This is a genomic window from Prosthecobacter debontii, from assembly GCF_900167535.1.
GTDB lineage: Bacteria > Verrucomicrobiota > Verrucomicrobiia > Verrucomicrobiales > Verrucomicrobiaceae > Prosthecobacter > Prosthecobacter debontii.
Genome location: NZ_FUYE01000002.1, coordinates 221901 through 239340, shown reverse-complemented (window position 1 = coordinate 239340; position 17440 = coordinate 221901). Strand labels below are relative to the sequence as shown.

1 protein-coding gene is annotated in these 17440 nt (G+C 52.5%); it reads left to right on the top strand.

Translation table 11 applies throughout. The features are described from left to right. Positions 1-52 precede the first annotated feature (52 nt). Entirely contained in the window at positions 53-17404 is a 17352-nt protein-coding gene (locus B5D61_RS03320) for an immunoglobulin domain-containing protein (protein ID WP_078811883.1), read from the top strand. Positions 17405-17440: the final 36 nt, after the last annotated feature.

The window sequence follows — 17440 nt, the reverse complement described above, 5'->3', positions numbered from 1 at the left end:
TTTTGGGTCTTAGAGGTCAATTGTCTTTCAAATTTCCCCCCCATTTAAGTTTATGAAAACCAACCTTGCCTCACTGCGCATGACGTCGGTTGCCTGTAAAGCAGCAGCCTTGATCGTGTCTCTGCTAGGGGTAGCCCCTGTGTGGTCACAAAGCTCTCTTCAGAAGGTCTTGTCACAGGTCGATGGCTCGTCACTCCTCAATGCTAATGGCTCTTGGGGGCAGGCGACGAGTGCTTGGTCTCAGAACACACTGATTACAGCGACTGCTACAGCCACAAGAACTGGCACTGGAGTCGGAACCATCACGATTGTGAACCCGGGAGCGGGTTATCTATCTGCGCCTACAGTCACGATCTCTGGTGGCGGTGGTTCAGGCGCTGTTGCGACGGCCACAGTTAGCAATGGCCGTGTGGTTTCCATCGTGGTGACAACCGCTGGCACAGGCTATACCTCCAACCCAACCGTGACGATTGCTCCTCCGTCCGTGGGGGGCGTCGGATCTTCAGTTCGTTTCAATAACGACATCACCAATAACATCATCATTAATTTGGATGGCAACCGGGTTGTGGGGCGGATGCAGCTTGGCGATCTCAGCAGTGGGAACTATTACACCATCGCCCAGGGTTCTAGCGGAAGTTTGATCTTCGATAATGCGGGGAATGGTGGCGGGGCTTACTTCAATCGTGTGACTGGTCATTCGAACGATATCATCACGGCACCGATGATCCTGAGAGATCAGTTGAATGTTCGTAACACGACGAACCGCGTGACCTTCAGTGGTAATATCCGCACGACGAATGGCAGCATGCTGACCAGCTATGGAAATGGAACGCTGGCCATCACTGGTAACAATACCAGCACGCCTTTCGATCTCTGGATTTGGAACCGAGGTACCAGCAACACGGGGGCTCAAGTGGAACTTGGGGCAACCACAGGCAATGCGATTTCCGGAGACATTCGTATCGGGAGCGCTTCCCAAGGGATGTCTGGCCATGCGGTCCTGCAATTATTGCGCGGACGTTCGAATCTGGATCAGATCAGTGACAGTTCGACGCTCACGTTCGAAAGCTTCAGTGGGAGCGGGCGTAATAATTACTTCAAGCTCATGGGGGGTAATGAGACGGTCGGGAACATCGTGGATTTAGGTAGCTTGGCCGTGATTGAAAACCGGGAGGCTGAAACCGACGTCACGACGGGGGCTAAACTCACCCTGGCGGGCGATGAAAACTCTTATGTCTCCGGCTTCATCCGTGATAGAAGCGGTAATAACCTTCAGCAGGCAGATGCTGATGGAAATGCAGGAGCCACGGCTCTGTCTTTACGCAAAGAAGGATCTGGAGTGTTATCGCTGCAAAACTCGAACATTTCTTTCAGTGGCGGTTTGGAAATCGCTGAAGGGACGGCGATTCTGCGTCAGACAACAAACTTCCGCAGTGATGTCGTTAACAACGGAACCCTGATTTTTGATACAGGCACGTTGAACACCACGCAAACTTGGAACTTCATCAAGACTTTCGCCGATCCTGATGGCAGCGGATCGCAACTTGCTCCTGCCCAACGCGCTTTGATCATTTCTGGCACTGGCGGTGTCGAGAAAACGGGGGCTGGTATTTTGAATCTGAGCAGCAGCCATGGTCAAAACCAAGCCATTGGCGGCACTTTGACCGTGCGCAACGGAACGCTTAATCTCGCGGGCTCCGGCACAGGTGCCGTTGTGGGAGGTGCCTTGATTGTCGATGGTGATTCGGGCTTGAATCGCAATGTTGGACTTTGGGGTCGCACAACGATTAACGGCGGCATCGATGCAACGGGCCGCTTTAACAACACAGGCAGCATGATCAGTATCCGCGGCACTGTTTTTACTGGGGGTGATCAGTTGACCTCCACCTATGAGGATGGGGTGGCGACGATCAATGGAGCTGTGAAGTTGAACTATATGAGCTTGTCTCTTGGGGGTGGTTTTGCCATCACTAAAACGACTGCAGGTGGTAGCAGCTCTAACACAGTGACAGTCACGAACAGTTCTTCTATCGTGGTTGGTATGCGGGTAACGGGGGCAGGTGTGCCGAGCAACACCACGGTCCAGTCATACAATCCTGTCACGCGGGTGGTAACTCTCAGTTCCAATGTTTCCGTTTCTGGCGGAGCGAGTCTGACCTTCAGTCAAACCTCAAACTCGGACGGCGTCATCAATGGCACCATGAACAGTCTGACGATTATTGGAAGACCGAACCCGATCGGCTCCAGTGCGATCAACAATGGCCGTCTCATTTTGAATAACAGCCAGTATTCAAGAAATTCCAATCGCATCCCTGATTCAGCAGCCATCGTGTTAAAGGGCGGTGCGATCGATATGATCAATGATGCTTCTAACAATACCTTTTCTGAGACACTCGGTGCCTTAACCCTTAGCCAAGGCCAAGCGCAGATCGTAGGTTATCAAGCAGGTTCCGGCGGTACTTCCTCGCTCTCATTCGCCTCATTACAGCGTAACTATGGCGCAACCGTCGAGTTTGCCGGTCTGGAACAGACTTCCAGTGGCGGGGTCAACAACGTGACTAACGCCCTAGGGACCAGCACTCGCAATCGGATCATGATCAATGGTGGCGTGACTATGGATGATGGGATCATTGGTGGTTGGGCCTGGGCTAACAATGAGTTTGTGAAATACGGAGCGAATGGCGTGACACGACTTACGTCGAGCGATTATCTGCTGACGACGGGAAGCGGCACAAACGCCCTGTCCACATGGACCTATGACAAGAATGTTAAGTTGAGTCTCAGTGGCACTCTGACATTGAACACGCGCAGAGCGGTCAATTCCGTTAACTTTCAATCCGACATCGCTGCTGCTGCTGCGAGCCGGACTCTCACGCTGGGGGCAGGAGCTATCCTTTCGATCGATTCAGGCGGCCTTCTAGCCAGCCATGGCAACCAAACGATCAATGGAAACGGCTCGACGGGTTATGTCACTGTAGGCACGGCGATCAATAAGCCTGCGGATTTGGTGGCCATTGTGGGCACAAATGCAGGCACGACCTCTGCTAACACATTGACCCTTCAGACGGCGATTCGTGACTTTGAATTGCGCTTCACCAGCGGTGTTACCATGAGCGCAGGCAGCAAGGATATGACCGTACCCGCAAATACCGCGACCATGTTGCAAGTGGGTATGGAAGTCGTGAACCCTAACCTACCTGTAGGGACTGTCATCACTGCAGTGAACCGGACTCAGTCAGGACAGACGATCATCACACTCAGCAATGCTCCGATCAGTGGAAGTCTGACCGCGACAAGCTCCCGCAGTGTGACCTTCTATGGGGGGAGCGTAGGATTAACGAAGTCGGGCCCAGGTACTTTGATCCTTGCGACCTCTTTAACCAATACTTACAGCGGTCCGACCATCATCAACAACGGCGTTCTGCGCCTGCGTAACAATACGAACTTAGGCACAGCGCCTTCGACCTTTCAGCAGAACCATCTGCAACTTAATGGCGGCACCTTGCAGTTTGGACAAGATCAGGCGAATAATGGTACGTTCGGAGATCCTGATTCGGTTTATACGTATGACATCAGTGACGGCAGACGCGGAGTCAGTTTTGGTGAATCTGGGGGACGTCTAGAGGTTGGGCATATCAACCCAATCCCAACTCCAGTGAGCTCTTCGAGTAAGGCGGTCGTGCCTATCGTCAATGTCAATATCCTCAACCCAATTAATGCAGAAGGGGTGGTTGAGTTGGCTGTGCGTAACAATGTCAATACCGGGGCCTATAACACCCTGACATTGGGTTCTTCCACATCCAGGAATTACTATGGAGGGGGTATTAAGACGGAGGGGGGCTTCAATGGTGTCACCAACATCAATGGCGAAAACTACGTCAATGGACTCTTCATGGAGGGTGGAATTGTAACGTTCTCAGGCAACAATGATTTTGACGGCGCGATACGCGTTTTGAGTGGGCAGCTTTATCTCAACGGTGCAAACACCTACAAAGGGCAGGCCAATTTCACCGAAGCTCTGACAATCGGAGCTGCGACTGTGACTTTAGGCCGTGACAATTCCCTCGGCACAGCAGGATTCAAAGTCGTCATGTCCGACCAAGCTCAGCTGCGCTTGATGGGGACTAACCAGACGCTTCTTAGCCTGTCTGGAACGGCTTCGTCGACAATCAGTAACGGTTACAGCCGTGCCAGCACCAGTCTGCCTAACCTGCCTTCGGTGCTTACGGTCGATCTGGCAGTCAATGAAACCTACGCTGGCAAACTGAGCAATGGTGGGAGTAGCTTGCTGAGTTTGACGAAAACGGGAGATGGCCGATTGTCGCTCACAAACAACACGAGTGACTTCACAGGCAACGTGATCATTCAAGAAGGTGTGCTCGACATCTCTTCAATCAACTTTGTATCGGGACAGTCTGCGCTCGGTCTCGGTCGGACTGGAGCAGCCTCAGAAATTTTGATCAATGGCGCGACTTTGTCCCTCAGCCCAAGAGGTCAGCAAGTGACCAATCGTTCCTTCACGATGGGTGCTGGAGTGAATGGCGCTACGATCGTTGCAAATGGAATCAATCAAGCTGCACGCGTTATCTTGGGTTCAGATTTGATCATCTATGATCCTTTCTTCGGAGTGGATCGCCTTGCCAGCGACCCAGTCGGCTTTGCCGGTAATGGCTCACGCACATTGACTCTGAGTGGCGTGAACACAGGTGACAACGAATTCATGCTCCAGTTGGGCGACAAGTCTAAATCAGAAGTAACTTCATTACTTAAAACGGGTCCAGGTACTTGGGTATTAGGCATGCCCAATAGTTACACGGGTGAAACCACTGTGCAGGAAGGGGTCCTTGCTCTGTCTGGCAACGGTTCCGCTGGTACCGCCGCTCTTGCTGTGACGGCCAATAAAGATACCGATTACTTTACGATTACCGGTCAATCCCTACCGAACGGAATTGAGATCAGTTTCCCTTTCTTTGTTGGCACGACCTTGCCCGCCGGGATTGCTGAAAATACTCGCTATTACACTGTCAATTCGGCCGGGAATAGTTTCAAGGTTGCAACCAGTATTGGCGGCGCCGCTGTGGACATCACGGGTAACGGAACTAGTGTGTTTATTGTGCCAAATATCCAGACGGTCGCTTCTACCGTGCCTGATTTCTCAACGGGCAGATTTACCGGAAATCTGATCGACGGCATGCCGGTGGTGTTCAGCGTGCAAATCCCGTATTTCAATTCGGCCACGGGCACGACGGTCAATGGAGTGCTCCCTAGCGGCATCAATGCTTACCAGACCTATTATGTGAGAGATGCCACAGGCACCACTTTCAGGGTTTCAACTACTCCCTCTGGAGCTGCAGTAAGCTTTACCAATAACGGTGCGGGGTTGATCTATTACATGTCAACCACGACACAAAACCTGGTGGCGACTGCCCCAGATTTTACTCAGGATACCTTTTCGGGCCAGCTCGCCAATGGCACGCCGGTGCTGTTCCGTGGCCAAGTTCTGCCTGCCGGGATTACCAATTCCCAAACCTATTATGTGGTAAACGCAACGAGCACGACCTTCAAAGTGGCGACGACGCTCGGTGGGACGGCAGTTGATTTCACCTCCAATGGCACGGGTACGATCTACTACACGCCTGGCAATACGGACCCAGGCGGTATCAATGTGGTGGGAGGACGCCTTGAACTGCGCGACGTGGACTACATGGTGCCAGAGACAGTCACTTTCCAAGGTGGTGGATTATCTCTCCCTACCAATACGACTGCCCGCTGGGCGGGTAATTTCGATGTGCAAGTGAACTCGACTTTCACCGTGGGTCAAAATTCTGAATTGATTTTGGATGGCAACCTTCTCGGCACACGCCAAATCACCCAGTTGGGTGAAGGCACCATCCGCCTGCGCGGAGAAAGCATTATGCCTTCTCTGCCTGACTCAGTAACTAATACACTGGATAACAGCCGTCGTGCTTATAGCTTGCAGGCGGGGACTTTGATCCTGGACTACAGCTTGAACAACAATTCTAAGCTTGTGGATAACGCCACTCTTGTTCTCGGCGGTAGCCGCCGTGGCGGTATCTTGCGCTTAGAAGGCGGTAGCCATGAAGAAATTGTTGGATCCCTCTCTCTCTCAACCGGTGCAAACGCCATTTATCGTGACAGCGGTTCGAGCGTTATCCGTTTGAATAGCATTAGCCGCGCCGAAGGTGCGACTCTCTATTTCGATGCGACCCAGATCGCCAAGGTGGATCTACTCAATGTCAATGACATCTTAGGCGGTTGGGCCATCATTCGTGAGGCTCCGGTTCAGGCCGCATGGGTGCTTCCTGGCACCGTCTCTCGAGGAGTGCATGGAGATGCCGCCACTGATAATTTCTACCTTTCAGGTCTGCAACCTTCGACTTACCTTGTTGACGGTGTGCCTATTGTCTTTAGCTCCAGCAATACTCTGCCGGCTCCGCTGGTGGTAGGAAAGACCTACTATGCAACGCAGGCCACAAGTTCCCAATTCAAAGTCTCCGAGACTCAGTGGGGCCTGCCCATCGATCTGACGACGGATGGTACACCCTACACCACTACTCCGCCCCATACTTTTGCGACCACTGGAACCGTGAGACGTGCAGGGCCTGCTAGCTTGATCTTCAAAGCTCGTGATGATAAATATCCAGGTCCGAAAGGAAACAATATTTTTAAAGTTCAGATCATCTACTCAAACACTCCGGGTGATATTACATCCACACTGACCGGTCCCGAAGAGCCGACGCCAGCTGACCCGCTGACTTACACCATCTTTACCACAAAAGATAAAAATAGAGCCCGCGAGATTGTTACCTTTTTTACCTCGGATCCCAAAGGCAATAAATATCTGACGCTGGCAGTTTCTGGGAATGATACGACCGTAGATACAGGAAGTTATGGTCCCGGTCTCTTAACCTCGGGCACCAATGATAGTGGCATACAAGCTCTCGGGTGGGCGAAAAATGGTACCAATGCGGGTGATGGTTATGTGCAGCCGACGACTTCGTACGAGGCTGATAATTGGGTCAAAAACAAAAACACCAACGTCACTACCGATACGACTCTCGCTGATGGAGCCATCACTTCGACCCTTCGTTTCGCCACCGACAAGGCTACCACGATTACTCTGAACGAAGACGGTGATCCCGACACAGTTCATACCTTACAGACTGGTGCCATCCTGGTTTCTCCAACAGTTCGGGCGAATGATTCGTCCATCGTCGGCTCAGGATCGTTGACGACGATGAACAATGGTAACCTGAAGAACTTCATCATTCATCAATACAATGAAGCAGGTGATTTGGTCATTGGCGTGGACATGGTGGATCGCAAGCCAGTGAAAAAGTTTGGCCGACTCACGAGTGGTAATCGCAAGATTATCACTGGGATTTCAACAACGGCAGACTTGGTCGTTGGTGACTCCGTTCGCTTTACGGATAACTCGACCAATTTTGGCCCCGCACCAAACACCACAACGCCCAATACCACGAGTGCGGTCATTGCCCGTATTGATCCAGATGGACACACGGTCGAACTCGACCGTGAGACGTTGGTGAATGATAGCCGTCGAGAAATGACTTTCACGCTGACAGGCGGGACCACAGTCAATCGTTTTGCCAGCCACCAGAGCACGACAACCCAAAACCGTATCTTGGGGGTCGTGGGCGAAGATGGAGTGATTTCTACCGCCGACATCTACATCGGCATGCAGATCGCGGGGCCTGGGATTCCTCCAGGAGCTATTGTGGACTTTATCGCGAGTGATGCGGACATCCGCATCAATACAAACCATCATTTCACCGATATCTGGTCGGAATTTACTCTGACACCATCGGTGGGGCTTGAGAAATTGGGCGGTGGCACTTTGGTGCTTAGTGGTGATAATTCCTACACGGGGATCACCTTCCTAGCGGGTGGCACTATCCGAGCAACCAAGCTGACGGATGGTGGTGTCGTTGGTAGCTTAGGCGCTGCGACGGCATCGGCGGGCAACTTGAACTTCAATGGCGGCACGCTGTTGTATGTGGGTGAAGATAGTTCTTCGAACCGTGGCTTTACTGTGACAGATTTCGCCCGGATCAGCGTGGGCCATGAAAAGACGACGGCGATTTTTAGCGGTGATGTCTCTGGCACCGATCGCCTGGAAAAAGCTGGCCCTGGCACACTCCAGATGTCTGGCAATGCTTCACTTTCGGAAATTAAGATTGATGAGGGTAAACTGCTCGTGCAAGCCGTTGATCGGAATGCTGCCCCTGGGAGTTATAGCCAGTCGAACTTGAGCGGCGGCTCGTTAGGAAGCCTTCGTTTAGGAGGTGGTAAGTTTGAGGTGCGCGGTGCAGCTGAAGGCAATACTACGTTGACTTTCGGAGGTAATTTCTATGTGGATGAAGGAGCTTCCGAGGTGCGTGCGGTGAGCGTTCTGGGTTATGATCCGAACAATCTAAGTCTCGGTCCTGTCTCACGGACAACGACCTTGAACTTGATGGGGGGTGAAGAGACCACCACTGTCGTTCGTTCATCAGGCGGAACGGTGCTCTTTGTGGAGGCTCCCGAGGCGGGTGCGGCTGCTGCGAACGTGGTTTTGAATACCTCCACCTTTGAGCGGGCGCAGATCCTTCCATGGGCGGTTTATCAAGATATCACCAACGTAGTGAATCCTGGAGTAAATGATTTTGCCTCGATCTCGTTGGTCAACGGAGCCGTGGTTTCTGCAGATTCACAGAGCCTTTACGATCTGGGTGACTTCTTTATGAATGCAGACAATTGGGGCACGGTAGAGCCAGGTAGCACCATTGATGCTTCAGAGGGTGGGCGCATCGAAGTCGAATTGGCCTTGGGTGTAGATGCCACCGTTGGAGTTAAGCAACTGAAGGTGGCGGGTGCGCTTGCCACCGATTTTGCGAAACTGACCGATGGCATGAGTGTCTTTGGTCCTGGTATGCCTGCGGGGACACGAATCGTGGCCTTGGATAGCAATTTGATGATTATCTATCTGAATAATGCAGCTACGGCGACTACGGCAGGTGGTACTTATCTGTTTACGAAGAGCCGCACTTTCTACGGCACTCTAACAGATGACCGTGACGTCAACACATTGCGTTATTACAGTTCTGAAGATAGCGCCATCACCATCGGAGCTGGTAAGACCTTGAAATTAACCTCAGGGGCCATTCTTGTAGGTTCGAATGTTCGCGGTGGTCAGAAGAGTATCGTCGGTCCAGGTAACATTACTGGAGTAGTGGAGTCCGGCCAAGGTAGCGACCTTGTTATTCATAACTATAATACTGGGTCAGCGTTCACCATCGGTGCCAACATCATCGACAATGTGATCCTTTCTCAACTGGGTAAAGGGGCTTCTGCCAAAGGTGTCGGTAGCCTTTTTGTGGGGGTGGACCGGATGTTTATTGTCACAGGTGCATTTGATTTCTTCAGTGAGGTCACTCCAGGAATGGAGGTCTCTGGCCCCGGTCTGCCAGATGGTACAACGGTGGTTTCCAAAAACTCGGTCGAATTTAGTATCACACTGAGCAATACCGCGACGAGTACGCAGACTGAGAAAATCTACACCTTCCGTTCCCGCACAAGTTTTGTTCAGTCAGGCACTGGAACAACGATTTTGTCTGGCAATAATACCTACACAGGTGACACCTTCGTTCATGGTGGGGTCCTTCGTTTGAACTCGGCAAACGCTGTTCCTGGAGGTATCACTGCCTCGGCTTCTTCCAGCAGTTCCAGCCACATCATTATCAAGGAAGGTGTACTTGGTCTCGGTAGTGGAAATTTCACCCGTTCTCTTGGAACAGAGAACAATCAGGTCGAGTTCAAAGGTAGTGGTGGTTTTGCGGCTTATGGCCAGGATAGGACCGTTAACTTCGGAGGGAATGCCGTTTCTCCGATCAAGTTGCGTTATGGTAATGATGGCTTCGTCACAGATGGTTCCTCACTGATTTTAGGTGCGCTCGATGCAACCCACAAAGTGACGTTGCTTAACCCGATTGATCTGGGCAGCTTTAGCCAAGCCGTGCGTGTCGTTAACGGTCCCGCTGATATCGAGGGGGAATTGGGAGGCGCCTTATCCGGCTTGGGCACCTTGGTGAAGTTTGGGTCAGGCTCTCTCCGCCTCAGTGCTTCAAATACTCATGAAGGTGGTATTGAAATCGCAGAAGGCCGACTGGTCATCGCCGACGTTGCCAATGCTCTCGGTTTGGGAAGTGGTCCGGTTAAGCTGGGCACGAGCAATACCAATACTACAAAAAATACCGTAACGGAGTTGGCTATTGAAGGCGGAACGGTGAATAAGGAAATTCATGTGGGCAATGTGAATTCTCGAGGTTCAGAGTGGGTGGCTCGTGGCAACACAGACAGTACTGCTGGATTCAATGTGGGGGCTCACGCTTCATCGACACTCGTCAATGGCACGCCTGCGATCGCCTACTACGATACGAATGGGCGTGACTTGAAATTTGTCCGCGCTGCTGATGGTCGTGGCACGAGCTGGTTGGCGCCTGTAACGCTTGCCAGTGAAGGAGATGTGGGACAGTTTCCCTCACTCTCCATCATCAATGGTTTCCCTGCTGTCAGTTACTATGACGCAACAAATGGCACCCTTTGCTATATCCAGGCTTCGGATGCCAGTGGAGTCGCTTGGAAGAGCCCAGTGATCGTTGAGGCACAGCCCGTGAATGCGATTGCTTTGCAATCTGACGGCAAAATCATCATTGGGGGAACTTTCCTGGAGTTTGACGGAGTTACCAAGACCCGTCTGGCCAGGTTGGATTCTACCGGCGTGCTGGACACGACATTCTCTGCCACCGTGAATGGTGAAGTCCGGGCAATCGCAGTGCAATCGGATAACAACATCGTGATTGGCGGCGATTTCGATCAAGTCAATGGCACCACGCGTAACAACATCGCGCGTCTGCTTAGTGACGGAGGCCTGGATACCACTTACAATCCGAATGCCAACAGCCCCGTCAATACGCTGGTATTGGATGACAGCGGCAATATGCTGGTGGGGGGAGCCTTCACATCCATTGCAGGTGTCACCCGTAACCGAGTGGCTCGTCTGACGCCCGCTGCGGGCGCGGCCGACTCCTTTGATCCGAATGCAGGAGGTGAGGTGTATGCATTGGCCATTGAGCGACCAAGTGGAACAATCTTGATCGGCGGTAACTACACGAGTTTAAAAGGAAGCACGCGCCGCCGGATCGCCCGGGTGGATTCTACGGGTGCGCTACAGGCTTTTGATCCTAACTTCAACGAAACGACGGCGACTGTCCGTGCGATCGCTGTCGCTAGCGATGGCAGTGTTTATTTGGGAGGACTTTTCAATACTCTTACCGGCACAGGCCTCACCACTAGCATTACTCGCAATCGTCTCGTGCGTGTCACATCTGCTGGTCTCGTGGATAAGACTTTCAGTGTGGAGCTGAATGCCGAAGTGCGCGGTTTGCGTATGCTTACTTCGGGCAAGCTTGCGGTGTGGGGGCTCTTCACGAAGAGCTTGACCTCACCAGCAGACTATCTTGTTTGTGTGAAAACAGATGGCAAAATGGACACTGCTTTTGCTGCGGCCCCTAACCAAGGAGTGAATGAAGTAATCGAAGTGAGTGGTGGTAAACTGCTTGTGGGTGGTTCGTTTAGCAATCTGGGCGGAGTGACCCAGCATTGGTTGGCAAGGTTGAATGCCGATGGCACAGGGGATACCGGTTTCAATCGGAAGGTCAATGACCGTGGTCAATACACCTCAATGATGCCTTTGGCTACCTTCACTGGGAATAGCGGTGGTTTCCCCGCGATCGCTTATCATGACATTGTGAATGGTGACCTGCGTTATGTGCGTGCCAATGACGTGAACGGTAATACTTGGAGTCCTTCGATTGCGATCTCGACGGATACTACCAACAATGTGGGAGTTGGCATTGTCATGAAGACGGCCAACATCGGCGGCGACGTTGTGGCCGTGAATACTTCGAACAGTCAGGTTTCGATCTCTGGCACCGCCAATAGCGGCACGCCGGCCATTGTTTATAGCGATGCTACCACTGGAGATCTGAAATACACATTGGCTTACAATCAGGATGGATCTTTCTGGACGAAGCCCATCACCATCCAAAGTGGCGCCCAGGCAGGTAACCACATTTCGTTCGAATTGGTGAATGGCTTCCCCGCTGTGGCCTATTACAACGGCAGCAGTTTGTCCTATGTTCGGGCGAACGATGCTGTCGGGGTGGTGAGCAATCTTCGTGATGCAGGAACCACCGTGACGCGCACCGTCAGTACGGTCACCTTCACGTCCACTTGGGGGAGTTCCCAGGTCTTGGATTCTAATGGCAATGTGGGCCAATATCCTAGCTTGGCGATCGTTAATGGCCAGCCTACGACCACGACAGGTAACCCTGCTGTGTCATACTACGATGTCACCAACGGAGATCTGAAGTATGTCCGATCCACCACAGCGGACGGATTGGCGACAGGAAACACTCAAGATCCACCGACGTGGGGTGTGCCAGCCACGGTGTTGTCCACAGATAATGTTGGCCAGAACACCACATTGCTGATGACGGACGGCGTCGTGGGTATTGTTTATCGCGACGTTACCCATAACAACATGGAGTTTATCCATCTGAGTGACGCCGCTGCTTATTCGAAGCTTAGTTTCAGTGGTGACACCATCTTGGACGGTAATTTGAACTTGGATGGTTCAGCCTTGTTATCTGCTTCGACCGGTCGTGTCGTGACCTTGAATGGCCAGATCACAGGTGATGCCGGCCTGCGCTTAGTGTCCGAAGGTTCATTGCTGATCAATAGCTCCAACAACTCCTTTGGCGCAGGTTTGAATGGTGAAGCTCCGGTCGTGATTCGTTCGGGTCATCTGCTGCTTGGCGTTGAAAATGCGCTGGGCACATCGGCGGTGGATCTTGGAGATTCTGCCCCTGGGGTCTTCATCCGTCGTGATGCATCAGGTAACGTGGTGTCTTCCAGCCCCCAGGTGATCACTGTGGATCGTGCGACCACGGGGTCGAGCATGATTCGTCTTGCGGGTCGTTTTGATCCTCTGCATAACGGTAAATTTGGTAATGCAGGTGGCCCGGGAGCGTTCGTGGAAGTGAATACCACCATCGATGGTCGTACATTCTCAGTAGCTGATGTGGGCACACTCATCCTGGTCAAAGATGAAGAAGGTAATCCTGCCTGGAATGGCGTTTATCGCGTCGAATACAATTCTGGCTTGCAACCTGATGGCACCATGAACCTTGTTCGTGCTCCCGAGATGGATGAACTGGTGGAATTTGGTTATGGAGTGCAGGTGCGCGTCAGCAATGGCACTTTGGCAGGTAAGGCTTACTTCTTAGCTAGCCGTGTCACGGACTTGAATGTTTCTCCAGTTCTATGGGAACAAGATGTTCCTAATGGAGCCCTTTCCTTGCGTGCAAACGCCAGCGGCATGACGATTGCCAATGAGATCCGAATCAATGCTCGTGACGGTGCTGGAACCATGAGCCTCGGTGCCACCCAGACCGTCACGACGGGGTCCGTCGTCTTCTCGGGTCCGATCACCCTCCAGGACAATCAGACGAATGCGAGTGAAGTCCAGGCCCTGAATCTGGACTCCAATATTACCTCGGGCTTTGGAGTGACCGTTTCAGGTCTTATCTCAGAGGAACACGGGGTTGGTGCCCCAAATGCTCCGGCAGATGTGCTTTCGCTGGTGAAGACAGGTAGTGGGGTCGTCACGCTAACGAATGGTAACAATTCTTTCCATGGAGGAGTGACCGTCAATCAGGGCACGCTGCTAGTGATGAATACGAGTGGTTCAGCTACAGGCAGTGGTCTCGTAACGGTAAATGCTGGAGCTGCCTTGGGCGGCACTGGTATCATCGGCGGTTCGGTCTCTCTTCAGGGCACCGGCTCTGATGACAGTGGCCGCGCACGCTTGGTTTTGGGAGACCCAACACAGAGCACGGCTTCAGTGGAGACGCTCACGATTGTGGGAGGTCTAGAAGTGGGGCCAAACTCGGTTGTCGAGTTTACCGTAGGCAGAAATAACTTCACACAATTGGCGGCCCAATCCGTGAATATTACCGCGACTGGTCGCCTGATCGTGTCTCTGGCGGATGGGGCAACCTTGAATACGGGGGATTCTTTCCGGCTTTTGTTGGCTTCGAGCCTCACCTTCGATCAGAGTGCGGGTCAGACGCTGAGCCAATACCTACGTCTTCCTGGCCAATACGTCTGGGATACCTCCCAGTTTTTGACTACTGGCACGGTTCTCGTGACGGGTGTGACACAGCCAGTGTCGATCCCTGGTTCTGGCAACCCTGAGCCTAAAACGGTGAATCCTTTTACGTCCGTGGAATTCAAAGTCACTGTCAATGGCAGCCCGGACTTTGTTTACCAATGGCAAAAAGGATCCGGCGGCGGAAACTATGTGAATATTGGTGGTGAGATTGCTTCGGCATCCAATTCCAACACGTTGACACTCACGAATGTCACGGAAGCAGATGAAGGCACTTATCGTGTCATCGTTACCAATGGTGCGGGTCTATATCCCGCCGAAAGCACTCCTGTGCAGTTAATGGTGAATGACTTGCCAGCCATTGTGCAGCAACCCGTCTCGCAGACAGTCAACCCAGATGCCTCGGCCACATTTACGGTCGTCGTTTCCGGCCCAGCACCTTACTCGTTCCAGTGGAGACGTGGAATCGTGAATATTCCAAACGACGCTCGTTTTGAAGTGATCTCCAATGGAAATACCTCAACTCTGACAGTTAAGAATGTCACGGAAGCAGATGATCGTGCGGATTATAACGTCATCGTCAGTAACTCGGCTGGCCCTGCCCCCGTCAGTCAGTTTGTCGCGCTAAATGTGAATGATCCGGTGGTGATTACCATCGCCCCATCGGATTTGACCGTGAGCAATCGCGATCCTGCCACCTTTACGGTGCAGCATACAGGGACTGCTCCGTTCACCTATCAATGGCAACGCGATCGTGGTGATGGTGCCGGATTTGTAAACATCTTAAACGCAACCAATGCTACCTTGGTTCTGCCTCAGGTTTTTGTGGCGGATTCAGGCCAGCGCTTCCGTGTCATTGTGGATAACATGCTGGATCCAGTGACCAGTGAGCCTGCCACCCTGACTGTACAGGATGGTTTCCCAAGTATCTTGTTAGACCCCATCTCAACCACCCTTTTGGATGGAGAGACCTTACAACTCACGGCTAAAGTCGGTGGTGCGCAAACCAAACGTAAGGTGCAATGGCTGCGCAATGGCAAAGCGATACGGGCCGGATCTAGCACCTATGCGGGTGTGACGACGACCATCGACATCACTGAAACCATGGAAGATAACGTCACGGTCTCAACTCTGACGGTCCACAACATCACCACGCGTTTTGGGGGAGCTTACGCTTTGGCTGCTCAAAACATCAACGGTAAGAATCGCACAGCAGCCACCGCCGGGCAGGTGGTGGTGGTTAACAATCCTGAGACAACCCTTCCTGCTCAGGACACAAAAACAGCTGCGATGACTGTGACCGCTACAGGACCGAAGGGCTTCGTAATCGGTTATCAGTGGCAGCGTGATGTGGGGCTGGGGCTCGAGGACATTGCCCCCGATGACACCCGCTTTATTGGAGCCAATACCCGTACCCTGAAGTTGGTAGGAGTGACTACAGATGATTCTGGTGTTTACTCTTGCATCGTGACTGGCACTGGCCCGGCGCCAGACAATGAGGTCGTTGGCGGCACTCATTATCTTCAGGTTTACACCGAGGCCCCTGAGTTGATACAGCCACTTGAATTTCCCCCTGCTATGGTGGGTGCCGACTTCGAGTATCAGATCCCTGTCGATCAGTTGGAATCCAAGTCTCCAACGAAGTTTGCCGCCAGTGGTTTACCGTCAGGTCTGAAGCTCGACCCAAAAACCGGTTTGATCACGGGCCGTCCTAAAGCTCCTCGTGTCGGTGGTTATCTGGTGAAAATTACAGTTAGCAACGGTTTCGGCAGCTCGACGGCCGATCCTGCACCTATTTTAGACGTTCAAAGTGTGCCGACGGGTGCTGTGGGTGTGTTCGCTGGCTGGATCCCGCGTCATGCGGTCTTGAATGATGGCATTGGTGGGCGCTTTGATCTCACCACCTCAACAGCTGGAAGCTTCAGTGGCCGCGTGACCTTGGGCCGAGCTGCCTACGCCTTTAAGGGGACCTTGATTTTGGATCCAAATACCATCAATCCTGATCTGCCGATGGCGGAAGTTTCTATCCCACGTAAAGGCAAGACACCACTGACACTGACCTTCACCCTCGATCATGCGAACAACAGTGTCTCTACAGCCACGCTGTCCGATGATGCTCTGATGGAAGAGGTCTCATTCAATGGCTGGCGCTATCTCTGGTCGGAATTGCTGAATCCTGCCACTTATTACGAGGGTTATCATACCTTTGCTTTGAGCCCACCCGACACGGGTGAAGCGCTCCCGGCTGATAAGTTTCCTCAAGGGGATGGCTATGCGGCATTCACAGTGCTTCCTAGCGGCAGATTGTCTTTGGCTGGTAAGACAGCAGATGGGCAGTCCATCACGGGTGGACAGTTCGTCGGTCCGAATGGAGAAATCCTCATCTATCAAACACTCTACACCACCGCCCTCCGCGGGTCTTTGGTTGGCCAGATTAAATTGGATAAGATGGATGAATCTTATTTTGAAGACAACGAAATCAGCAGCAGCCCTGCAACGGCTCCGACCTGGACTCGCCCTGAAAACCTCTCGCCAAAAAATCGCTACTATCAGAACGGTTTTGGACCGCTTACGCTCACAGCGGTTGGGGGGGCGTATGTAGACGCGACACCGCCTCTGCCGACTCCGCTCAACCCAACTCCGGCTCCGGTGAACTTGATTCTTGGACTTCCTGACACAGGCACAAACACCAATCCTGAAAACGCGACCCTAGTCTTCTCATCTCTGGATGAGTTAGCTGTCGATGTGGGTGACCCGAGCCTGCCATCGCGGAATGCTCTTGCAGACCCTGAAGACGACCTCCTTCCTAACTACTTAGGTATCATCACGGGTAACAAGTTTGTCCTGCCGAAGACGAATGTAGCTGGCACGAAGATCGCAGCCAATCCGAAAACAGGTGTCTTCTCTGGCTCGTTCACGATTCGTGAAATCGACAGAGTCCATGGCGATAAAAATGGGTTCTTGAATCGTGGGACCAAGTTTTACGGCATCATCGTGAAGTCTCCCACATCAAGCACCGGCATGGTGGGGGCTGGTTACTTCCTGCTGCCTAAAGCCCCGACCTTGGAAGATCCAAATGATAGCCTGAAGACTACACCGATCATCTCCGGGCAAGTCTTGCTGTCTCCTCGCGAGGAGACTGAAGAGTAAGGGTAAAAAAATGCACGGCGGCCTGCTCTGCAGTGC